19 protein-coding genes and 1 pseudogene are annotated in these 23,063 nt (G+C 33.4%); 11 read left to right on the forward strand and 9 right to left on the reverse strand.

Going from position 1 to position 23,063, the window contains the following annotated elements; genetic code table 11:
• Nucleotides 1–97: 97 nt before the first annotated feature.
• On the forward strand, nt 98–241 hold the full coding sequence (locus CCY99_RS09655) for a hypothetical protein (protein WP_181646906.1): 144 nt from the start codon (nt 98–100) through the stop codon (nt 239–241).
• 90 nt (nt 242–331) lie between these two features.
• On the opposite strand, the gene typA is transcribed toward CCY99_RS09655, so the two are convergent.
• Nucleotides 332–2,131 (reverse strand): translational GTPase TypA, encoded by a 1,800-nt coding sequence (typA, locus tag CCY99_RS08825; protein WP_112061052.1) that lies wholly within the window; start codon nt 2,129–2,131, stop codon nt 332–334.
• 153 nt (nt 2,132–2,284) lie between these two features.
• On the opposite strand from typA, the gene CCY99_RS08830 reads away from it, so the two are divergent.
• Genes CCY99_RS08830 through CCY99_RS08840 form a run of 3 tightly spaced genes read left to right on the forward strand, consistent with a single transcriptional unit; the run spans nt 2,285 to nt 7,230 of the window.
• Complete coding sequence (locus CCY99_RS08830; RefSeq protein WP_112061053.1) at nt 2,285–4,165, forward strand: flagellar hook-length control protein FliK; 1,881 nt, start codon at nt 2,285–2,287, stop codon at nt 4,163–4,165.
• 9 nt (nt 4,166–4,174) lie between these two features.
• Nucleotides 4,175–5,014, forward strand: a complete 840-nt coding sequence (gene flgD / locus CCY99_RS08835; protein WP_112061054.1) for a flagellar hook assembly protein FlgD — start codon at nt 4,175–4,177, stop codon at nt 5,012–5,014.
• A gap of 14 nt (nt 5,015–5,028) precedes the next feature.
• On the forward strand, nt 5,029–7,230 hold the full coding sequence (locus CCY99_RS08840; protein ID WP_112061055.1) for a flagellar hook-basal body complex protein: 2,202 nt from the start codon (nt 5,029–5,031) through the stop codon (nt 7,228–7,230).
• 10 nt (nt 7,231–7,240) lie between these two features.
• Here the strand turns inward: CCY99_RS08840 and CCY99_RS08845 are convergent, their stop codons facing one another.
• The 5 genes from CCY99_RS08845 to CCY99_RS08865 all read right to left on the reverse strand — a co-directional run bounded on the left by CCY99_RS08845 (nt 7,241) and on the right by CCY99_RS08865 (nt 12,519).
• Nucleotides 7,241–7,849, reverse strand: coding sequence for a trimeric intracellular cation channel family protein (locus CCY99_RS08845; protein WP_112061056.1), 609 nt, complete (start codon nt 7,847–7,849; stop codon nt 7,241–7,243).
• A 9-nt stretch (nt 7,850–7,858) separates the two neighbouring features.
• Nucleotides 7,859–9,031, reverse strand: coding sequence for a glycosyltransferase family 39 protein (locus CCY99_RS08850; RefSeq protein ID WP_112061057.1), 1,173 nt, complete (start codon nt 9,029–9,031; stop codon nt 7,859–7,861).
• Entirely contained in the window at nt 9,018–10,226 is a 1,209-nt protein-coding gene (gene ilvA / locus CCY99_RS08855) for a threonine ammonia-lyase (RefSeq protein ID WP_112061058.1), read from the reverse strand. The genes CCY99_RS08850 and ilvA overlap by 14 nt, the downstream gene beginning before the upstream one ends.
• A 155-nt stretch (nt 10,227–10,381) precedes the next feature.
• Nucleotides 10,382–11,302 carry a DMT family transporter gene (locus CCY99_RS08860; RefSeq protein WP_112061059.1) on the reverse strand — a complete coding sequence of 307 codons (921 nt, stop codon included), beginning with the start codon at nt 11,300–11,302 and terminating at the stop codon, nt 10,382–10,384.
• A 182-nt stretch (nt 11,303–11,484) separates the two neighbouring features.
• A complete protein-coding gene (locus CCY99_RS08865; protein ID WP_112061060.1) occupies nt 11,485–12,519 on the reverse strand; it encodes a Cj0069 family protein in 1,035 nt (344 codons plus the stop codon).
• 220 nt (nt 12,520–12,739) lie between these two features.
• On the opposite strand from CCY99_RS08865, the gene CCY99_RS08870 reads away from it, so the two are divergent.
• A complete protein-coding gene (locus CCY99_RS08870) occupies nt 12,740–13,330 on the forward strand; it encodes a TetR/AcrR family transcriptional regulator (protein WP_112061061.1) in 591 nt (196 codons plus the stop codon).
• 37 nt (nt 13,331–13,367) lie between these two features.
• On the forward strand, nt 13,368–15,455 hold the full coding sequence (locus CCY99_RS08875; RefSeq protein ID WP_112061062.1) for an RNA degradosome polyphosphate kinase: 2,088 nt from the start codon (nt 13,368–13,370) through the stop codon (nt 15,453–15,455).
• A 36-nt stretch (nt 15,456–15,491) separates the two neighbouring features.
• Here the strand turns inward: CCY99_RS08875 and CCY99_RS08880 are convergent, their stop codons facing one another.
• On the reverse strand, nt 15,492–17,138 hold the full coding sequence (locus CCY99_RS08880) for a glycosyltransferase family 39 protein (protein ID WP_112061063.1): 1,647 nt from the start codon (nt 17,136–17,138) through the stop codon (nt 15,492–15,494).
• Nucleotides 17,139–17,430: 292 nt separating this feature from the next.
• On the opposite strand from CCY99_RS08880, the gene CCY99_RS08885 reads away from it, so the two are divergent.
• The 5 genes from CCY99_RS08885 (at nt 17,431) to CCY99_RS08905 (ending at nt 20,455) form a co-directional block, all read left to right on the forward strand.
• Nucleotides 17,431–17,955, forward strand: coding sequence for a phospholipase D-like domain-containing protein (locus tag CCY99_RS08885; RefSeq protein ID WP_112061064.1), 525 nt, complete (start codon nt 17,431–17,433; stop codon nt 17,953–17,955).
• An 88-nt stretch (nt 17,956–18,043) separates the two neighbouring features.
• On the forward strand, nt 18,044–18,304 hold the full coding sequence (locus tag CCY99_RS08890) for a hypothetical protein (protein WP_112061065.1): 261 nt from the start codon (nt 18,044–18,046) through the stop codon (nt 18,302–18,304).
• Between the two features lie 280 nt (nt 18,305–18,584).
• Complete coding sequence (locus tag CCY99_RS08895) at nt 18,585–19,091, forward strand: hypothetical protein (RefSeq protein ID WP_112061066.1); 507 nt, start codon at nt 18,585–18,587, stop codon at nt 19,089–19,091.
• Nucleotides 19,092–19,373: 282 nt separating this feature from the next.
• The gene (locus CCY99_RS08900; protein WP_181646907.1) at nt 19,374–20,063 is read left to right on the forward strand and encodes an outer membrane beta-barrel protein; all 690 of its coding nucleotides are present in this window, start codon (nt 19,374–19,376) and stop codon (nt 20,061–20,063) included.
• Between the two features lie 11 nt (nt 20,064–20,074).
• Nucleotides 20,075–20,455: a hypothetical protein gene (locus tag CCY99_RS08905; protein ID WP_112061068.1), complete on the forward strand. Its 381-nt coding sequence runs from the start codon at nt 20,075–20,077 to the stop codon at nt 20,453–20,455.
• A gap of 624 nt (nt 20,456–21,079) precedes the next feature.
• Here CCY99_RS08905 and CCY99_RS08910 read toward each other — a convergent pair.
• Both CCY99_RS08910 and CCY99_RS08915 read right to left on the reverse strand, forming a co-directional pair.
• Nucleotides 21,080–22,231: pseudogene (locus CCY99_RS08910) on the reverse strand (peptidase U32 family protein); the annotation flags it as partial.
• 9 nt (nt 22,232–22,240) lie between these two features.
• Nucleotides 22,241–22,966, reverse strand: a complete 726-nt coding sequence (locus tag CCY99_RS08915; RefSeq protein WP_112061070.1) for a chemotaxis protein — start codon at nt 22,964–22,966, stop codon at nt 22,241–22,243.
• Between the last annotated feature and the right edge of the window lie 97 nt (nt 22,967–23,063).

Genomic DNA, 23,063 nt, shown 5'->3' on the forward strand with positions numbered 1-23,063 from the left:
ATGACGATTTAAAGAAAATTGGCAGATATATTTGGCAGTTAGGAAAAGATTATTTTAAGAAACATAAAGCCAAAGTGTAATTTCGTCCCGTTAGCTAATGTTTAGATTCTTTTTTAAAGTAAATATATTTTTTAGATTACTCGCCCAAAAGCCCGTAAAAAATGTGATTTCAAGCGAGATTTTGCGGAATCTAAGTGGTTTTTATTTCATCTGTCGCCAATTCGCCGGTGCTGGTTTATAGGCATCTGTTCGCAAATAGTGCTACGAAAATCCAGTCCCTACTTCGCATTTTGTTAATTTGCAATTCTTGCAAAATCTATAAAAACAAGATTTACTTCGTCTTTCGTTTTCGTTGGTTTGGGTCTAGGGCTTTTTTGCGAATCCTAATATTTATGGGCGTTACCTCCAAAATCTCATCATCTTCAATCCACTCCAACGCCCGCTCCAAATTTAGCTCAAGCGGTGGCACGAGCTTTATGGCGTCATCACTCCCACTTGCACGCATATTTGTCAAGTGCTTTGATTTGATTGGATTTACATCTAGGTCGTTATCACGGCTGTGTTCGCCGATAACCATTCCAATATAGACCTTCGTCTGCGGTGCGATAAATAGAGTGCCTCGCTCTTGCAAGTTAAATAGCGAAAAGCCCGTAGCCTCGCCATTTTCCATACTTATCAACGCCCCATTACTCCTATGAATCACGCTTCCGCTAAACTCCCTAAAGTCCAAAAAGCTATGATTCATAATGCCCTCGCCCTTTGTATCGGTCAAAAACTCGCTTCGATAGCCAATAAGCCCCCTCGCTGGAATCTCAAACTCCAATCGCGTATATCCATCACTCATAGGATTCATCGCCTTCATCTCGGCTTTTCGTTTGCCTAGCTTCTCAATCACCACTCCGCTAAAATCTTGTGGCGTGTCGATTACTAAATGCTCGAATGGCTCTAGCCTCTTGCCATTTTCTTCTTTTACAATAACCTCCGGGCGAGAAATGCTAAACTCAAATCCCTCTCGCCTAAGATTCTCCGCCAAAATCGTTATTTGCAACTCACCACGACCTGACACCTTGAACTTGCCCTCGCCCACTTCTTCCATACGCATAGCGATATTTGTCTGCATTTCTTTTAAAAGTCTATCTTTGATTTTATTTGCAGTTACATGTTTGCCCTCTAGCCCAGCTAAAGGCGAGTTATTCACCGCGAAATACACACTCATTGTGGGCTCTTCTAAATGCATTGGGTCAAGTGGCATAGGATTATTCAAATCCACCACGCTATCGCCCACATCAATTGCGCTAAATCCCGCAATCGCCACGATGTCCCCAGCTCTCGCACTCTCTATCTCTGTCCGTGCCAAGCCCATAAAGCCGATAAGTTTCGTAATCCGCCCAGTTTCTTTCTCGCCATTACTCTTGGCAAGTAGCACATTCTGCCCCTTGTTTATCACGCCATTAAAGATTCTAGCAATGCCGATTTTCCCCACATAGTTATCATAATCCAGCGTGAAAACCTGCACTTGGAGGGGAGACTCATCACTGCCACTTGGGCTTGGGACATTTTCCAAAATCGCCTCAAAAAGTGGCTCTAAATCCTTTTTCTCATCATCTAGATTTTTAATCGCATAGCCGTCCCTAGCAGCAGCATAAACCACTGGGAAATCTAGCTGATAATCACTCGCGCCCATCGATACAAAAAGGTCAAACACCTCATCTACCGCCTTATCCGGCGAGGCTGCGGGCTTGTCGATTTTATTTACTACTACGATTGGGCGGATTCCAAAGCCAAGTGCCTTTTTTACGACAAATTTTGTCTGTGGCATAACGCCCTCTTGTGCGTCTACTAGGAGTAAAACGCCATCTACCATTTTTAGCACTCGCTCCACCTCGCCGCCGAAATCAGCGTGGCCGGGCGTGTCGATGATGTTGATTTTTGTGTTTTTGTAGTTGATTGCGGTGTTTTTGGAGAGTATGGTTATGCCTCGCTCCCGTTCTAGGTCGTTGCTATCCATTACTCGTTCATCAATTACTTCGTGTTCGCTGAAAGTGCCTGACTGGCGGAGTAAGCCATCTACTAAGGTCGTTTTTCCGTGGTCTACATGTGCGATAACTGCGATATTTCGTATATTTTGCATAATTCTCTTTTATTAAAAATTTATAATTGGAATTATAGTAAAAATATTAAAAAACAAACGCTTTTAGTTAAGTTTAATCTTTAAAATCCTAAAAAAATTTGGAATAAAATTTGCTTTATAATCTTATATTCTTAAATATTTTAGAGGCTTTTAATGACTATAAACAGCACAAATAATACAAATGATGTAGAGATTTTGCCAAGTAAAAAAATAAAAAAACCAAAAGGTGATTTCTCTACATTTTTTAAAAACTTAGGTAAAACAGACAAACCTAAAAAAGATTCTGCCACAAATATAGTCAATAAAAATATGGAGAAAAATCCTGATAATAAATTAATCTCTAATCTATTAGATAATAAAGTTATAAATAATAAACCTAATCCATCTATTAATAAAGCCACACAAATACCAAACAAGCAAAATGCGAAGTTCCAAAATATAGCATTTGAGGAGCAAAATAAACTACCAAATAATAATCAAATCAAAGATATTCCGCAAAATAAAACAAAAGCGGATATTTTAAATAATTTATTGCAAAACAAAACAATAGTTGAGGATAAAAATAACAAACCAATAAACTATACAAAAGATAGTATTAAAAAAGTGGCTTTTGAGAATACTCCATCAAATATAAATCCCGCCAATCAAAATGATATAAAAAATGATATAAAAAATAATGTGGCAGAAAATCTATCCAAGCAAGATTCTAGTAAAAATTCTACTATTTTAGATTCTACTTTAAGCAAAAATACCGCACAAAAGGCAATAATCCCAAACCAAGATTTGCTTAAAACAACAGATTCTACATTAAATCCAAACGATAATAGCAATGATGAGAAAATCAATGATAAAAACGAGGATTCTACAAATAAAGAAATTTTATCTAAGCAAGATTCCCCTATATTGCCACAAAATACTAGTCAATTTTCTATGCTGAATGATGATGAGATAAAGCTACCGATAAAAGATATTTTGAAATATGGAGCATTCAAATCATTCGATGCTTTGTCGTTATTAAAGCCGAGCGATGGTAAAAAATTAAGCGATTTGATAAAAAAAGCTGATGAATTAGCCCTAAATCTAACAAAAATAAAAATGCAAAATGATAAAGCCAAAGTCCCATTAAACGATAAAATCACAGAAAATCTAGACCTAAAAAATAGTAATTTAAAAAATCAAATAAATGATATAAAAAATAATGAAGTAAAAGAAAATACAAGTAAAGATTTAGGCGAGATAAAACCACAGAATGAAAACAAAGTAGATACGCCAAAAAATGAGCCAAACAATCAAACTAAAGATGTATTAAAAGATGCCTTGAATAATAAAGATTCTAAGGATTCTAATGTATTAAATAACAAGGATTCTAAAGATTCCAAGCAAGATTCTCCACAAAAACAAGCCCAAAATAACCAAACAAAAGTAGAATCCCCAAAAGAATCTACACAGAATCCACAAAATATACAGAATCCACCAAATATGCAAGAGGAAATAAAACCAGTCGCCTTTAAACAAAATGAAAAAAAAGAAGTAAAAAATAGCGAAGAAACAAAATCAAATAACAATAATGAAAAAACGCTAGATTCTGCAAATAATATAAAAAATGAGCAACTACAAAAGACTTATGATATAAAAGAGACAATACGAAGTTTTGCGACACAATTAAAACAAGAAATTATTAATTACAAGCCACCTTTATCAAAAATAACCTTAGAGTTAAATCCCGCAAATCTCGGTAGTGTCGAGGTTAGCATTACACATCAGGGCAAAAATATACAATTGCAATTGAATGCAAATCAAAATACTATAAATATGTTTATACAAAATCAAAGTGATTTACGAGCTGCATTAAGTCAAATAGGATATGAAAATATCACAATGAGTTTTTCAAATGGCTCACAGATGGGATTCAGCGATAGTAAGGGGAATTGGAATTATCAAAATATCACAAAAGCCATAGATTCTAATATAAATGATGATAGTAGCGATGAGATGGCGAGTATGGATATTACGATTGTAAATAATTATGCTTAAAGGATTAAAATGAGTGAAATAGGAATAGACAATAAACGAGAGCCCATCGATTTAAACGAAATCACAGGATATAATAAAGTCCAAAAAGATAAGGTCAAAAAAGACACAAGTAAGCTTGATAATGACGCATTTATGAAGCTTTTCTTAGAACAACTTAAAAACCAAGACCCAACTGCCCCAATGGAAACAGATAAGATAATCACACAAACAGCACAATTAACGCAAGTCGAAATGCAGGAGCAAACCAAACAAACGATGATTGAAGTGGCAGAGGCGATGAAAAGCACACAAAGCACAAATGAGGAGCTTAAAAATTTTCAAAATGATATGAAAACCACGCTTGAATCGCTACTTGCGGTATTAAGTAAAGATTCCCCAATATCGAATGTATCCACAGAAGATTCCCCATATAATAGCCTAAATATGATTGGTAAAATCGCCGAAACAAAGATAAATGGGCTAAATGTGGAAGAAAATAAGGCAATTGATTTTGATATATATTTTGATGAGCCAATAGACGCAATGCGTGGGATTCCAAAGCTTTTAATATTTAATGAAAACAAAGATTTAGTTAGAGAAATCGACATAAGCCAATATAACGGACAAAGCGGATATTTAAGATTTAGATGGGATGTAAAAGATAATGTCGCAAATCCTATTCCAAGCGGTGCTTATAGCGTGATTGCAAATTATAATTATAACAATGATGGAAGTTATAATATCGCAAGATTAGGAAGAGGCGAGGTGCAGAGTGTGATTTTCAGCGATGGAAAACCTCATCTTAGAATGGGAGAATTAATAGTTCCATTAAGCGAGGCATTGGAGTTTTATTCAAAAAAGGTTAATTAAGAAAAGGATATATAATGAATTCTACTTTATATAACGGATATAGCGGGATTAAAACCCATCAATTTGGGCTAGATTCCATATCAAATAATATTGCAAATATCAATACAACAGGCTATCGAGCGAATGTGCCAGAATTTAAAAGTATTTTTTCTAATGCCCTAAACTCAGCAAATCCTGCTTCGCCCGTTTCTAGCGATATGAATTACGGCTCAAGTGTCGCTGCAAATGCAATCTCAAATATTAGTGGAAGTTATAAAGAAAGCGATGGGGAATTAAATGTAGCTTATGTTGGTAAAGGTTGGCTTGTAGTTGGGGATAATGAAAATGAAACTTTCAATACACAAGAGCCAAATGCAAATGCTTATTTTACGCGAGATGGCTCATTCTCTCGTGATGCGGAGGGTTATATTGTAAATTCTTCTGGATATTATATGATGGGCGTGGATTTAGGAAAAATTAAAGATGGAATCTTTATAAGTAATCCTGAAAATGATGGGACAGAATTAGCCATAAGTGAAGTAAAGCCACTACAGATTCCACAAGATTTGCATTATGGACCTACAGAAACTACTAAAGTAGAATTAGCAGTGAATCTAAACAGCAATCAAGCCATCTTACCAGCTTATGAACTTTTTACTAGTGAAGATGGAAAGGTTGATGAGGAGCAATTACTAAATGAAGATATAAATTCTTTCTTAGTAGATAATGAGAATATAAATGCAACAGCATATAATAATGGAATTATAAAAATCACACGAAATGGCGAAACTAAAGAATATAATTTCAATTATGGGAATGAGGGTGAAAATAGCTTTAAAACCTTAGGTGAATTAATAAATCTAATAAAAGAACAAACAAATTTGGATTTTGGATTATCTAGGGATGTAAATGGCGATATTGATAAAAATATTACTTTAGAATTAAAAAATACAACTTTAAATGATGTAGAAGTCGAATTAGATGGAAAATTATTCGATAGATTAGGACTTAAAGGCAAAAAAAATCTAGATACATTAAAAATTGAAGCATATAATCCAGCAAAAACATATAATATAAATGATTTAGTTAGTTTAGATGGAGCAATTTTTAAGAAAATACAAAATGACGGGAATCTCTCGCCATTAGAAGACGATAACTCTTGGGTTATAGTAGATTCTAGTAATGTAAAAGAATATAATCCAGAATCTAATTATGGATTAAATGACTTAGTATATTATGATGGTAAAATATTTCAAAAAACAAGCGAAATTGCAGGCTCAAATCCAATGGACGATGAGGCTAATTGGAAAGAGATTGGAGATAATGTAGCAATAAATATAGAGCAATTTACACCTGAAAATGAATATACAAAAAATTCTTTTGTATATTTTAATAACAATATATATGTCAAAATAGGAGATTCTAGTAGTGGAACGCCTGATAATGATACATTAAATTGGAAGATTATAAATAGTGAAAAGTTTCTAAGCAATAAAATCAATATTGCAAATTACAAAACTACAACAGAATTTTTTGATGAAAATGGTGATAAGCTACTCATTATCTCTGAATTTATCTTGCAAGATAATTCAAATCTATCAAAAACTTGGAATATTAAAAGTGCAATTTATGATAAAGATGGCAAAACCGCAATAAGCCCTATTGTGGAACATTCTATTACATTTGATAATGAGGGTAAGGTAATAGAGGGAGATGAAGTAGAATTACAAATGGGCGATAAAAATATAGCATATAACGTTTTAGGAGCACAAAATAAACAAAGCACAAATCTATCTTATATGGATTCATCTATATTAGAAACTACAAAAGATGGAACACAAAAAGGTGAATTAGTAAATATCGGTGTAGATAATAATGGGATAATTAATCTCTCATTTTCAAATGGAATAACCGAGCCTATGGGTAGAGTTGGCGTTGTAGCTTTTGTAAATGACCAAGGTTTGCAAAAAATAGGTGGAAATTTATTCCAAATGACAAGCCTTAGTGTAGATGATGGCAAGAGTGTAATTTCTAGCGGAGCACCGATTATTGGTTGGGACGAAAGTGGAAACTTACGATTTGGACAAATGCTACATAAATATCTAGAAACAAGTAATGTAAATGCTGCTGATGCGATGACTGATTTGATAGTATTTCAAAGGGGTTATGCGATGAATGCAAAGGCTTTCACAACAGGAGATGATTTGATAAAAGAGGCTATAAATCTAAAACGATAGATTTATAGCGTTATAATGTAGGTAATTTCCACTTGCGTAAATATGCCACTATACGCAAAATAAACGCTGTAATCGATACGAAAATTATCACATATATATTATATTTTTCTATAAAATATGAATAGCAAAATAAAATAAATGCACAATAAATTGCGATTATTCCATAGACTTCACTTCTAAGTAGTAGCGGAACTTCATTGATTAATGTATCTCTTATGATACTTCCGCCAACTGCTGTGATAAACGATAGTATGATTACGCCAAATAGATTGAAATGAGAATCTATACCTATAATCGCTCCACTTATTGCAAATGCAACTAAACCTACAGCGTCCATTATAATAAATAGTAATTTTTGCTCTAGATTATCATCGATGAATTTTTTAAATAAAATACAAAATAAAAACACGCCAAATAATGTAATGCTAGGATAGTATGTATCAAATACAAATGGCGTTCTATTTGCTATGGTATCTCGCACAATTCCCCCGCCAAAGGCAGTTGAGGCGGACATTATAGCGATTCCTAAAATATCGAATTTCCGCCTTATCCCAACCAAAAATCCACTTATCGCAAATGCTATAATACCAATAATATCAAATATCCAAGCTATTTCCATTCTAACTCTCTAAATTGCATATCTTGCTACGATTCTGCCATAGTATGTAACTATTATATTGCCATTTTTAGAAACTTCCCTTAAAGGTTGTCCACCACTTCTAATGCCATAGAATTCTAATCTTTTTTGCATTGCCTGATTATTTATAGTAACCCTTGAAATATTGCGTTCTTTTAATTGATGGCTTACTTCTTTTGCGATATAAAAGGATTTTAAAAAACTTTTATTAGGATTCTCTACAACCAAATATAAGCTTTTTGAAAAAATCAATAACAATGCTTCAAAGATTAAAAAAACAAGAACGATAATAAATCTATTCCTATAGGCATTCTGGAATCTAGGAAGTCTAACGCGAATATCGCTTAAAAACTGCCTTATCATAAGCGGAATCCCACATAAAGACATAAATAAAAATATCTCTTTATTGATTTCTTGCCGAATGGATAAAATAAAACTCACAATAAGACTACAAACGCTTACATAAAGCAAAAGATTCTGCTTTTCCTTAGTTATATTGCGATAAAGTGTGTAGACATAATATATAAAAAGTGGCGGTGAATAAAGCAACGCAAGCTCACCTATTACATCTAAAAACTCTCCCCTTGGCTTTCCGCCTACATCAATACCATAAATATACATATTTATAGAAAAACAAATGAGGGCAAATATAGCGACATTAATTCTTTTTTTACTTAAAGCATAAAAAAATAATGCCAAAAAAAGCATAAAAGCACTTGAGCTTATAAAAATAGAAATAATAAAAAGCGGATAAGCAATCTTACCTGTGGCAATCTCTATATAACATATTAAAAGCACAAAAAAAAGCATTATAGAAGATTCGTTTAGCAAAACTCCTTGCATAATCACACCGGGAATTAAAGCATAAATAACAACGCATAAAATGCTATCAACCCTATGTTTTAAAATCCTATTTGAAATCAAATAAATCAACGATAGATTTAATACAAAAAAGATAATATTTGGAATCCTTAAAGCATAATCATTTTGTCCTAATAGCGATGTGGAGAGATGTGCTAACTTAGAAGTTAGGTTATTTTTATCAAAGTAGATTATGGCTTCTTGATAGCTTATACTAAGTCCGCTAATAATAAATAAAATTACGCATACACTACAAAATAAAACAATAATAAAATAAACATTATATTTATTAATAAAATTCATCGATGTTATAACCAGCTTCGGCTAATTTCGCTCTAATTTCATTTTGATGGTCTAATCCTTTTGTTTCTAGTGCCATACTAATTATAGCATCGCCGTAATCAAGCGTAGTGGAAACTCTATTATAATCAACCTTAATGATATTTGCCCCAACCCTGCATAATATATTGGTTAGTTTTTGAAGACTTCCGGGCTTATCTATCAAAACAGTTCTAAATTGCATTTTACGATATGATTTAATCAAACCTTTTTCTATGATAAGGCTTAGCATCGTTACATCGATATTGCCACCGCTTAATACTACACCTACATTTTTATTTTTTTCTATATGTATTTTATCGTGTAATAATGCTGCTACACCTACAGCTCCTGCACCTTCAACGACTAATTTTTGTTTTTCTAGTAAAAATAAAACGGCATTTGCTATTTCCTCATCATCAACCATTATAATATCATCAACGCATTCAAGTATAAGATTTAGATTCTTTTCATTTACATCACGGACAGCGATACCATCGGCTATCGTTCGCACACTCTTAGAATTACAAATCTTTTTATTTTTAAACGAATCATACATCGCCCTTGCACCTTCAGCTACAACGCCGATTATTTTTGTATTTGGGCTTACTGATTTATATACACTTGAGATTCCAGATATTAATCCACCGCCACCCACAGGGACAAGAATATAATCTAGATTCTTATCCTCAATCATCTCTAATGCGATTGTGCCTTGTCCTATTATCACATCATCATCAGCAAAAGGATGGATATATTCTAATGCTTCATTTTTTGCTAGATTTTTGGCATATTGATATGCTTCATCGTAGTTTTCCCCAGCTAATACAACTTCTGCTCCTAGTGATTTTGTGGATACCACTTTGAGAAGTGGGGTAGCCTCAGGCATAACGATAACTGCTCTAATACCAAAATATTTGGCACTAAACGCTACGCCTTGAGCGTGATTCCCTGCACTTGCGGAGATTACGCCTAATTTACGCTTTACATCACTTAGCTCGGAGATTCTATTAAATGCCCCTCTTAGTTTATAAGCCCCTGTTTTTTGCAAATTCTCTTTTTTTAGATAGATATTAAAACCTGCAAGCTCACTTAATCTTGGAGCATATGATAATTCAGTTTTTACTACGATATTTTTCACCCTTGCTCTTGCTGCTTTAAATAATTCTAAATCTATCATTGTTTATTGTTTTCCTTTAGTTTAAGTAAAATTAGTAATTCTTAAAAAATAAATATGCACTCTAAAAATTTATATGCTTAGCTATAAAATCTAGTAAAATCTAAAAGTAAGCAATTATTTTATAATATTTACTTTTAAACCCACATAATCATTTACTAACCTTTAGGCTTTATCGTAAATTTTCTAATTTCTTGTAATATTATAGGCATTGCAATTAAGATTCCAGAAATTGTGATAAAAATCATTCCCGTTACACTGAAAATATCTGGAATCGTATCGCCAAGCACAATCCCAAAAAGTAGGCTAAATACAATTCTAGTATAATCAATAGGAGCCACAATCCCAGCTGGTGCAAATGTATAAGCCCTTGTTATATAGTATTGTCCTATTGTTCCAGTTATGCCAACTAGCACTATACAAATCCAATCTTTCAAATCTAGTGGGCTGAATCCATCTTGAAATATTAACACTGCTATAAATCCCATAAAAGTTGCCATTAATCCAAAGCTAAGCATAATTATTAAATCATCAAAATATCCCCTTAATGCCCTTATGCTAATAAATGCTAATGATGCAAATACACCGCTTAAGATTCCACAAGCTATATTTATAAATGCTAGATTCGATGTTTCGGGATTACTTATCAAAAGAACGCCGATAAATCCTATTACTACGCTTAGAATCATCATTAATGTAATTTTCTCTCTTAAAAAAAGCCAAGCAAAAATAGCTGTATAAATAGGTGTGCTTTGCGCAAATGCCACAGAAGTTCCAAGTGGAATAGTGGAAATATTATAAAGTAGTGCATAAAGTGAGCAAGTGCCTATAAATGCACGAAAAAAGAGCTTTCCCCATCCACCTTTTTTATTATGATGTTTATTGGTTTTGCTATGTTTTCGTTTAATATACACTAAAATAACGATAAATATAGTCATTGTGATTCCACGAAAAAACATATTTTCATTAATAGTTATAGAATCTGCTAGAATCTTTAGAGATGAATTCATCAAAGAAAAGAAAAATGCCCCAAGAAGCATATAAAACATACCAAATTTAACAAGCCTAGTTCTAGTCATTCAAATATCCAAATTAGATTATAGTTTAGATTCTATAGCGGAATCTAAAAGTTAAGATGTATATTGTATTACATTTTATATTACTTCGTATTGAAAGTTAAGAGAATAATTTTGTAGTTGGAGAATCTATTATATAAGCAAGGTTAAGAAATGAGCCAAAGCCCATCTAACCTTAATCTTATTTACTTTTTCGCACGATTTACGATATTTATAATCTCATCAGCGACATTTCCAGCTAATTCTAATTGCGATGTAAAGCCTACGCAAGAGCAGTTTATCTCACCTAGCACATATTTATCATTGCCTTTTTCATCTCTATCTAGGATAAAATCCGCAGTCCAAATAAGTGGCAAATCATAATCGCCCAATTTTTTCCTAACTTGTGGCAATTGCGATAGGAAAGAATCCACTAGCTCTTTCCATTCACTAGGGTCATCATAGCGATATTTCGCTCCGCTAAATAAAGTCGCAGAGAAGTTGTCTCCGCCCTCTGCTGGTTTTTTATGCACGACATTTACAGGCTTATCATATAGCATAAGTAAGCGAATCTCACCCTCCACAATGCGCGGTAAGAATGTCATATCCACAAGCATTCCATTATCACCGACTATATATTGCTCACAAAAATCCATAAACTCACCTAACTCACGGATTTCTGTGTGATTGTCTTTTGCCTCAGTGCATTTTATTTTCGTATTTAGCGGGAGTTCCGCTCCGTTGTAATTCTCATCGATTAGTTGAACTCGCCAGATTCCCTCTCCTGTGGAGCCTCGATTTTGCTTTAGCACTCTTTGACCTTTGGAGAGTGTTTTTGGGAAAGTTTTCTTAAAAGTTTCAATATCATAATATGCGTATGTATCCGTTGGCACAAGTGGCGTGTCATTTAATTTCGTTAATGCATCCTTTGCACCATAGCCAATCATCGCATCTGGATGTGGCATACCTACAACGCCATCATTACAAAGCTTTCGTAAGACCTCGAAATATTCATTTTCCTCTTTCAAATTCCCCGGATTTATTCGTGAAACATAGCCATCTGCGTTATTTTTCACATATTCATAAATCTCATCTTTTTTACCAACATCGAAAAATATCACTTCCGCATTCCAACCTCGCTCTTTTAGGGCATTTACCATTGGCATTGTGTCTTTTCTATATCCGTCCGCTCCCTTATCACTTCCGCCTTTTACTTCAAAAAATATTATATTCTTTTTCATAATTCTCCTTAAAATTTAAAATCACTTGTAAATTTAAAGTTTATTATAATCTTGCTAAAAACTATATGAAAATGTTAAATTAAATATCTAACATATTATAAAAATGTAAGAAAATTGCTTAATAATTTTAAAATAATCTTATTTTAAGTAGAATCATAATCTATAATCATTGGGCTTATAAATTTACCGCAATTATAAACCTTACATCAAAGGTAATAAAATGAAAAAAGAGCAAATATTAATAAAAACAAGAGAGATGATTAATCATTATCAAGCACATAATGTTCTAGAAGAGCTTAGTTTAAATGCCATATTGCAGAATCTAGGAATCTCAAAAGGTAGTTTTTATTATTTTTTCAAAAATAAAGATGATTTATTATATCAAGCAATTAGCCCATTAGTTAAAGAGCGGGTAAGAATCACCAAACAAAATATTAAGAAAAAAGCCACTCTAAAAGAGCAATTCCACTTACTTTTTGAGCCATTTATAGCAGATAATCAAAATAAATTATCTGTAATAGAGCATTTTTATACACTTTTATTTTCCAAAGAAAGTTTCAAAAAATCAAGCATATTTAGGAAACTTCACATAGAGATTATCAAAAATAGAAAAATACTTCTCCTTCAATCTATGAAATCAAATGGAATAAAAGTCGATAAAAAACTAATATTGCTTTTGGATTATATTGATACTACAATAGCTTTTTATTATCTATACAATAAGATTCTACACAATAAAAATACGCAAAATGAAATTAGCACTTTTATAGATATGATGTGCGATATGATTGAAAAGCAATATAAAAAATGATGTATAATATAAAATATTTGATACTTAGAGGGTAACGATGAAACAAAACGCAGAATTATTTTTCAATAGAGAATTATCTTGGCTTAGATTTAACACAAGGGTATTAGACGAAGCTAGTAATACAAAGATTCCGCTATTAGAGCGATTAAAATTTATTGCAATCTATGGCACAAATCTAGATGAATTTTATATGGTTCGTGTGGCTGGATTAAAGCGATTATATCTGGCTGGGATTACGGATTGTGGTGCAGATAAACTTACTCCTTTGCAACAATTAAGCGAAATTAGAAGTTATCTCCATAAAGAAAAACATAAATTAGAAAAATCATTCGAGGAAATAAGCCTATCTTTAGTCAAAGAAAACCTAAGTTTTAAAACCTTTGATGAGCTAAAAGTGGAGCAAAAAAAGTATTTAAGGAATTTTTTCTATTCATATTTATATCCTGTTATTGTGCCTATTATCGTAGATTCTACGCATCCTTTTCCACATCTAAATAATCTATCTTTTGCAATGGCAATAAAACTAAAAGATGCAAATCATAAAATCAAATATGGAATGGTTAGAATCTCAAGAATGTTGCCTAGATTTATCGAAGCAAATGATGGGGTTTATATACCTATTGAAATGGTTGTAGGGGAGTTTATAGGAGAGGTTTTTGAGGGTTGCGAAGTGGTATCTTATACATCATTTAGAATCACAAGAAATGCTGATATGGAGATTGAAGAAGAAGAGGCTGATGACTTTATGGAATTAATGACAGAGGGATTAAAGGCAAGGAAAAAAGGGGAAATTGTCCGCTTAGAAGTTGGAAAAAATGAAGATAAAAGCCTTTTAGAATTTATCACAAATCACATCAAAATCCAGCCCGAAGATATTTATGAATATTCTATTCCACTAAATCTAAGCACATTATGGCAGATTATCGGCTCAAAGAAATTTGCCCATCTAACACTTCCTAGTTTTAATGCAAAAACTCTACCGCCACTAAATAATAATGTTGATATTTTTAGTGCGATAGATTCTAGTGATATTGCATTATTTCACCCATATGAGAGTTTTGACCCGATTGTAAATTTTATACAAAGTGCAGCGAAAGACCCTGATGTGTATTCGATAAGAATGACCTTATATCGTGCTGGAAAAAATTCTCCAATCATAAAAGCATTAAGTGAAGCAGCAGAGAATAATAAGCAGGTAACGGCATTAGTAGAGCTAAAAGCAAGATTCGATGAGGAAAATAATCTCTACTGGGCGAAAGCATTAGAAACAGCAGGAGCACATGTCATTTATGGAATCCCGGGACTAAAAGTTCATGCAAAAATAGCACTTGTGATAAAAAAAGTAGGAAAGGAATTTAAAAAATATGTTCATTTATCAACAGGTAATTACAACACAGCAACTGCCAAAATCTACACAGATATAAGCTATTTTACCTCAAATGAAGATATAGCAAATGACGCTGTGAAATTATTTCACACATTATCAACAGGATATGCACATCAATTAAAATTGGATTCTCTATTTGTAGCACCTACACAGATAAAACCAAAACTCCTTAGTTTAATAAGAGAAGAAACAAAGCACGGAAAAGATGGGCATATCATACTAAAAGCAAATTCCATCGTAGATGTGGATATTATAGAGGCATTGTATGAAGCGAGTAAGGCTGGAGTTAAAATAGATATGATTATTAGGGGAATCTGCTGTTTAAAACCAAAAATAAGTGGTGTTAGTGATAATATTAGGGTTATTTCAATCATAGGCAAATACTTAGAGCACGCTAGAATCTACTATTTTAAACATAGTTCCCCGCAGATTTATTTTGCTAGTGCGGATTTAATGCCTAGGAATCTAGAAAAAAGAGTTGAGATTATGACTCCGGTATCTCATAAGTCTATTGCAGAAAAACTATTTGGAATCTTAAAATTACAGCTTGAAGATAACACACAAGCACATGAATTACAAGAAAATGGAAAATATATAAAATTAACCCCTGAGAATAATAACGCCATTAATTCGCAAAATGAATATGAAAATTATATAAATGCCCTATTTAATGCATCTATAAAATCACAAGATACTAAAGCTAAAAAGCTAGTTAAAAGAATGATGGGCGAGAGCTAAGATTATGTTTTGGATTAAATCCAAAACATAGAATCTCTAGCAATCTTTCACATAAATATAAAAATACTTGCTCTCAATCCGCTTAAATCCCAAAGATTCCAGCTCTTTAATCGTCGAGAGGCTTTTTAGCAAAAACTCATCATTTGGATTTTTAATCTTAGCTTTATCAAACCACATAGAATCCTTTCTTAGGATAATCATAGATGGATTTGCAAAATATTTTGGATTTTTGGAGTTAGATTCTTTCATAAACTCATCTAAGATAAACATATCTTTTGTCAAAAGTCCAAAGATTTGATAGATATTTTTGCTATTTAATCCAAGCTCCTTAAAGGCAAATGATGGATTATCTGTAAGAATATTTTTAGTTTTACAAGTCTTAATTAGTGGGGTTATAGTTGAGAGTAAATCATCGCTTTTTTGGATTTGAAAATCTAAGTTTTTATTGTATTTGTGGAATACCTTAGTATAAGAATTATTGCTTATACCCCCCCCTATTTGGACTATTAGCAAGATAGCGGCTAATTTTTTAAATGGGAAATATATAAATAGTGGGATTAATGCTAAAGATAGTAAATAAATACTACTTACATAGTAGCTCGACCAAGTTTTATTTACGAATGAAAAAAGATATATAAGGCTAATTATAGATGCTCCAATAATAGGGAAAAATACGCTTAGGGAAACTTGATATTTATTAATATGTTTTAGATTCTGCGGATTCTGGCGTTTTGAGTTTTTAAGATTCCACGCAAAAAATCCATATATGAAATACACACAAAAGCCGATAAGTAGAGCAAAAATTAAGATTTCAAAATAATAAAAATCAATAACTTTAAAAAGTTTATCGCTAAAACTCACATCGATGTAACTGCCGTGATTTGTCTTATTGCTTTGCATATTGTGTAGAAATAGCCACGACCACACCCCAAAACCACGCGGATGTAAAATATATGGATTTGTTAAAATAAACATAGAAATTACACCTAAAGTGCTAAGAATCCCATATTTAACGCAAAAAATGATATTTTTAACATTTGGATTTTTTAGCCAAACCACACCAATATATAGATAAATTAGTGGTAAAAACATAATTGCCTGAATCTTTGCTATCCCAACACTTAGGGCAAAAAATAGGATTCCATAGATAAAATTCCGCTTGAAATGAAAATTATCCTTAATCAAAAAATACGCACTAATTAATAGCAACAAGGCTTGAAAAACATCTGGCTTAAAGCTATATCCACTCCAATAAAACCCAGACATACAAGCAACCATAAGGACAATTGCATATGAATAAAAGTGTTTTAGATAGATTCTAGAAATTTTATAAATAACACCTAAGCAAAGCGTAGCAAAAATCGCATTTAGAAGTCTTGGCATAAAAATCGCCATTTCACTCCAACCAACCGCATGAAATGGTGCAACCACCGCTAAATTTAGCAAATGCCACACAAAACCATAAACATATGAATCAAAGCGAAAAATATCCTCGATATTTAGCCCCAAAATCCCCTCATACATACGCAATAAGCTATGATATTGCATATATTCATCGCCACTAGTGAAAGCCAAATATTGTATATCCAAATACCGCCAATCCATATACACAAAAATCGCCAAAACAATCCCCATAATCGCAAATATGCCATATTTGGGAATGCTTTCTTTGAAAAATTCCATTTATTCTCCTTTATATTAATGAAAAGCAAATTTTAATATCAATTTCCAAAGAATCTGCTTTTTAACGAATCTATTTAGATTCTTAGATTCCACAATAATTCTATTTCTAAAATCTCTTATATTTCCCCCTAAATCACAATCTTTTAAGAATCTAAATTAAGCAATCTATAAGTGAGGGGGGGGGTAGAATCTAGTTTTTTAAGCTAATTTTAAATATTTTTGGGTGGTTTTCTTAAAAATTAGCGACTTTCACACATTTTTAGCATTTTAAATTTTAAATAAAGGAGCGTTTATGAGAGGATTTAAAGCTGTAATTGTGGGCTTATGCGTATTTAGTGGAATCTTAATGGCAGATTCCATATTCACAATGCCAAGTGAGAGCAAAGAGGCACTAGAAGCCCTAAAAGCCGAGCTAAAGGGAGCGAAAACTAGCGTAAATATCGCAGTATTCGACTTTACGCACGATGAGATTTTAGAGGCGATTAGAGAGAGTGCCAAAAACGGCGTGAAATACAATGTTATCTTGGATAGTAAAAGAGCGAAAGATAAGGATTCTGTGGCAAAAAAGCTTAAAAAAATTGAAAATGTGAATCTTTGTAAGCTCGAAGCTGGAAAGTCCAAGCGAGGACACTGGAGTGGGAAAATGCATAATAAATTTGCCATAATCGATGGCAAAACGGCGATTTTTGGCTCTGCGAATTGGTCGAAAGCGGCATTTGGACTAAACTATGAATTTTTGATATTTAGCCAAAATGCGGAGTATATCAATGCCCTAAATGACTTTTTTGGCGAGATGAGCGAGGCATGCGGGAAGTAGGAATCTAAAGGCGGAGTTTAAGAATGGGATTCTTGGGATTATTTGTTAAATTAGATAGTGTAGAAGTTTGGATAAGAAAGGAGGAACTATGAAAGGGGAGAGTTTCGCATTAAAAGGACAATATAAAGTTAGCTATAATGGCTATAAGTTGCTACCTAATAGTTTAAGGAATATAGCTGATAGCTTCTATAAAGAGTATTTTCCACTTACTATAAACGAACTAGCAAATACACATATTTTGCTAGTTAATAGGGGTGATACAGAGATAGAGGGTAAGGACTTTAGACTAGATGACTTTGTCAAGATAGATAGTGTAGAAGTTTGGATAAGAAAGGAGGAGTTACAATGATATATGCTCTATTTGTTTTTATAAGCTGTTTAGTGAGTTTTGCTATTCTCATAGGAATTGTTGTAGCTATGTTTGTGTTCTTACCACTCTGGTTAGCTATACCTATATTTATTTTAATGCTAATACCCTTTGACTAGGAGATAAGATGGAAAGAGACACAAGTAAAGGTATGAAAGACGACCAAGATAAGCTAAGGTATGACTTAGTTCCACCTGAAGCTATGGAAGCACTAGCTGAAGTATTAAAAGATATAAATTAAATCTAAAAATAGGAGGTCAAAATGCAAAAGTTGTTAAATGATATTATCGAGGCTATAGAAAATACTCAAGGATTATCTAATCCTAAAAAGATAGATTTATCTAATCAAGTTAGAAATTTATTTTTTAATTTTGCAAGTAGCAAATTAAAAAAATCAATTCAAATACCTAAGATTGATGAAACTACAGGAAAAGAGCAGTATTTTTGTCGATGGCATAACCGCTATGAAAATAAAGAGGATATGATATTCTATAAAGATAAATCTAAAGGTTATTGCCGTGCTGGTTTAGCCCGTTGGAATGAAACACAAAGAGAAATAAATAAACTTGAAATAAAAGCTTTAGAAGCTTTTAAAGCTGGATTAAATGATGAAGCTTTAAAATATTCCAATGAAGCCACACAACTCAAAATAATCTGGAACACACCCGATAATTTTGATTATGATAGAGATTGGGATGCATATCATAAAAACACGAGACATACCAAGAAAACAAATTCGACCCAACAAAAGCGGCACAAGAAGCATTAGCTAAAGCCAAGTTACCAGCAAAGCCACAGAAAGAGGAGTAAATCTAGGGGCGTATGCCCCTTGTGGGAGTTCTAGGCGTTAATAGTATTGCAAATATACTAGCTCCCTCTATTTAACTCCTTGTTTTTGTATGTAGATTTATCTATCGAGCTAGGGAGTAAAATCCCTAGTGGTTTTTATACTAAGCCCCATTTCATAGTTGGGGCTTTTGTAGGGCTTAGCAGAAGCACATGGATAGAATCTGCTATGGAATATAATTTTATATTTAAAAAAAGGAAAAACATGAAAAAGATAATATTAGTTCTTTTAATGTGCGGTTTTAGCCAAATAATGGCAAATGGGGCTAATACAAGCTATAGCAAGTTAAATGAGCCAAATCCTAGCAATAAAAATAAAGAAAAATCTGGCGTATTCATCGGCTTTGAGCTAGGAAGCGGGGAAATGGCACAGCGACAAATAGGCGGAGGAGGTGGTTCAAGAGCCACAAGAGATATATTCGGTATTAGCAAATATACCCAAAGTATGTCGGTATATGGCGGGAGTGTAGGCTATAAATATTTTATAAACTCGTGGTTTGGTATAAGAGGCTACATAAATATATCCTATAGCTATCTAAGTCAAAAAGTGTCAAATTTTAGCTTTAAAATATTAATAAGCAATATCGTTTATACAGAAAGTATAGACTTGCTATTTAACTTTTATAATGGAGAATCTGCGTCGTTTGGGGCATTTTTAGGTATGGGGCTTGGCGGAAGCACTTGGATAGAATCTACTACTGAATCCTATAGTGGATTTTATATGGACGCAAAGCTGGGATTTAGAGCAAATTTTGCTAAATCTCATAGCATAGAATTTGGTGCTAAAATTCCATTTCTAGATGCAAAAACTACGATAAATACTTCAAATGGGAATCTGGAAGTAAAATCCAAGCAAAATTTCCAAATCCTAGTGGGATATAATTTCACATTTTAAAAAGGAGAAATATGAAAAACCAGCAAATAGATTCTAAATATCTATTATCATTGAAAAATAAGGCTTTTGCAAGCGAGATATTTGAGTATTTAGAAGGGCGAATCCTAAATCCAAAAGATTTGGAAATTCTCACAAATCATTTAGTGGCAAATGAGATTTTAGGCAATATCTCAAGGGCTAATAGAGTGAAAAAACCCTATCAATATGCATTTATCAAGGAATATCATAAAGACGATGATGCTATCATAAACGGACATAGGAGATATTATAAAGATTTAAGATTCCGCTATGATGGCAAAAGCTATCTAATCACAAATGATTGGTATCTACCCACAAATAAGCACATAAGGGATAATAAAACGCCATTTATCGAATGGGTAAAATCTCTTTGAATGATATTTTGTTATCAAATCTAGCTTTAATATTGTAAAGTAAATATCTAAGATTCTGCTTAGATGCCGTGTATTGGCGCGATAGAAGTAACATCGGGCGATAAGGAAAATTAGCTATTACTCATTTTATCATTCATATTTTAAGAATCTCGCTTATTCCACTTTCTGCCTTAGAAAGCTATGCGGGGGAAGCGGGAATGGGAGTTTGAAATAATTCACATTTCCGCTGTGAATCTCGCTTAATTCCTTGCCATTTTCTAGCAATATTTTTTTAAATCTAATGAAATATTTGATTTCCTTATTGGAATCTTGGATGGAATCTTGTGGGCTGGAATCTGGCTCGGCGGAATCTAAATTAGTGGAATCTAAATTGGCGGAATCTGCCGTGCTGGAATCCATAACGCTAGAATTTTTTGGGACAGAATTTAACTCGGCAGAATCTTTTTTATTAGAATCCAAATCGCTAAAATCCCCCTCATTTGAATCTTTTTTAATAGAATCTGCTGTGCTGGAATCTAAATCGTTAGAATCTAAATCGCTAAAATCTTGCAAACTAGAATCTAAGTCTGCGGAATCTAAATCTATAGAATCTTTTTTAGAAGAATCCCCATCGCCAAACCCCCTAAAAATCTCACCAATCTCGTTATTAATGAGTGGAATCTCACTCCCAAGCGGAGCGATTATCTCTTTTACCTCGCCAATTTTGGTGGTAAATTTACAAAGGGCGTATTCCCCGTCCTCACGCACTTCTCCGCTTACTTGATATTCGCCCATACTTATGGCACTCTCCAAATTCTGCGTATTTTGTCGCTCAAATGGGCGGTGGATAATGTAGCCATCAGTAAAGCCACGATTTTGCAAGCCATCTAGCTCGGCTTTGTAGAGCTTTTTGCGACTTTTCCCAGCGTAAAAATCATCAATTGCCATTCGATATGTGCGAGTAGTTAGTGCCGCATAGTAGGCACTTTTCGTCCGCCCCTCGATTTTTAACGCCGAAATTGCACCAGAATCTAAAATCGTATCGATGTGCTGACTTAAGTTCAAATCCTTAGCATTAAATATGTGGCTTCCTACGCCCTCTTCCTCTTCAAGCCTCATCATCACGCCATTATCGGGATTTTTCACATAGAATTCATAGTCGAATCTGCAGTCATTCGCGCAACTCCCGCGATTTGGCACACGCCCATTTTGAAGCGAAGATATGAGACATCGCCCGGAGAACGCAAAGCACATACTTCCGTGGATAAAAATCTCAATTTCAAGCTCCGGAATATGGCTCTTAATCTCCATTGCATCTTTTAGGCTAAGCTCCCGTGCCGCGACAATGCGACGCACACCAAGCTCGTAAAACACCTCAGCATCGAGCCCGTTTAGCACATTTGCTTGTGTGGATAAGTGGAGCGGGATATTTGGGGCGATTTCCTTGCATAGCTTGATGACACCCGGAGTGGCTACAATAAAGGCATTTACGCCTAAATCACGCATTTTTGCGATGTGATTTTTAAGCGAATTTATTTGGGAATTAAATGGGAAGCCATTTATCGTAGCATAGATTTTCTTGCCCCTTTTGTGCGTGTAGCTTACGGCGTCGGCGAAGCTCTCATAAGTAAATTCCTTGCCAGAGCGATTACGAAGTGAAAAGTGGCTAACCCCGCCATAAACTGCGTCCGCCCCGTAGCTTAGGGCGATTTTAAGCTTGTGGAAATTCCCGGCTGGGGAGAGTAGCTCTACTTTTTTTATAGAATCCTTAGAATTCGATATAGTAGAATCTCGCATATATTATTTTTATTTTTTCCCAAGAGATGATATTAAGGATTCTATCTCATCACTACTTATTACATCATCTTTTTTGTCGCCTTGTAGATAAGTCGCTGAAGTAACTCTTTTATCATCTTCTACATCTGTATCAAACATAGAATTTAGATATTTTGATAATGCCCTCATCACATTTACAACTCGCTCAATCTTTTGTCTATGAATATCTTGATACTGCATAATATCCATTGCTTGTATGGAGCAATCCAACGAATCTGTGGCTTTATCATTTATTAGTATAATTTTCTTAAGTGCTTCATCGCACGATTTTAAAGAATCTTGAAATGTTTGTATATGTGGAAATTGTATTGATAACTTCTCAAATAATTCTTTTTGTTTTTCTAGATGATTTTTTATAATCTTTGTATCTTTTTGTATATCTTCACTATTTTGGCTAATTGATTCTAGCTGGTCGAAAACCTGCGTAGCTTTTATCTCTAAGCCTTTTGTAACATCGTCTAATTGATAAACTACCTTATGGTCGTCTGTAGGCGGTGGCGGAGGCCATTTAGCTTCGGCATCAACTCTATAGTGGTCTACATCAAAATTCTTTTCATCAATATCCAAATCATTGTCATTTTTATCTTTTAGAAATGGATTTTCTGTATTTTGATTTTCACTATCTTTTGCTGTTTCATCAAATGTTTTATCATCGAAATTGCCTAAAATAAGCTCGTTTAATTCTTCTTGTGTCATTATTTTTAATGCCTTGAATGGAAAATATTTTATAATTCTATAACTAACTAGCTTAAAAATGCTACTAAAATTATTATTAAAATATTGTAAAGAATCC

The sequence above is a fragment of the Helicobacter sp. 16-1353 genome (assembly GCF_003288815.1).
Lineage (GTDB): Bacteria > Campylobacterota > Campylobacteria > Campylobacterales > Helicobacteraceae > NHYM01.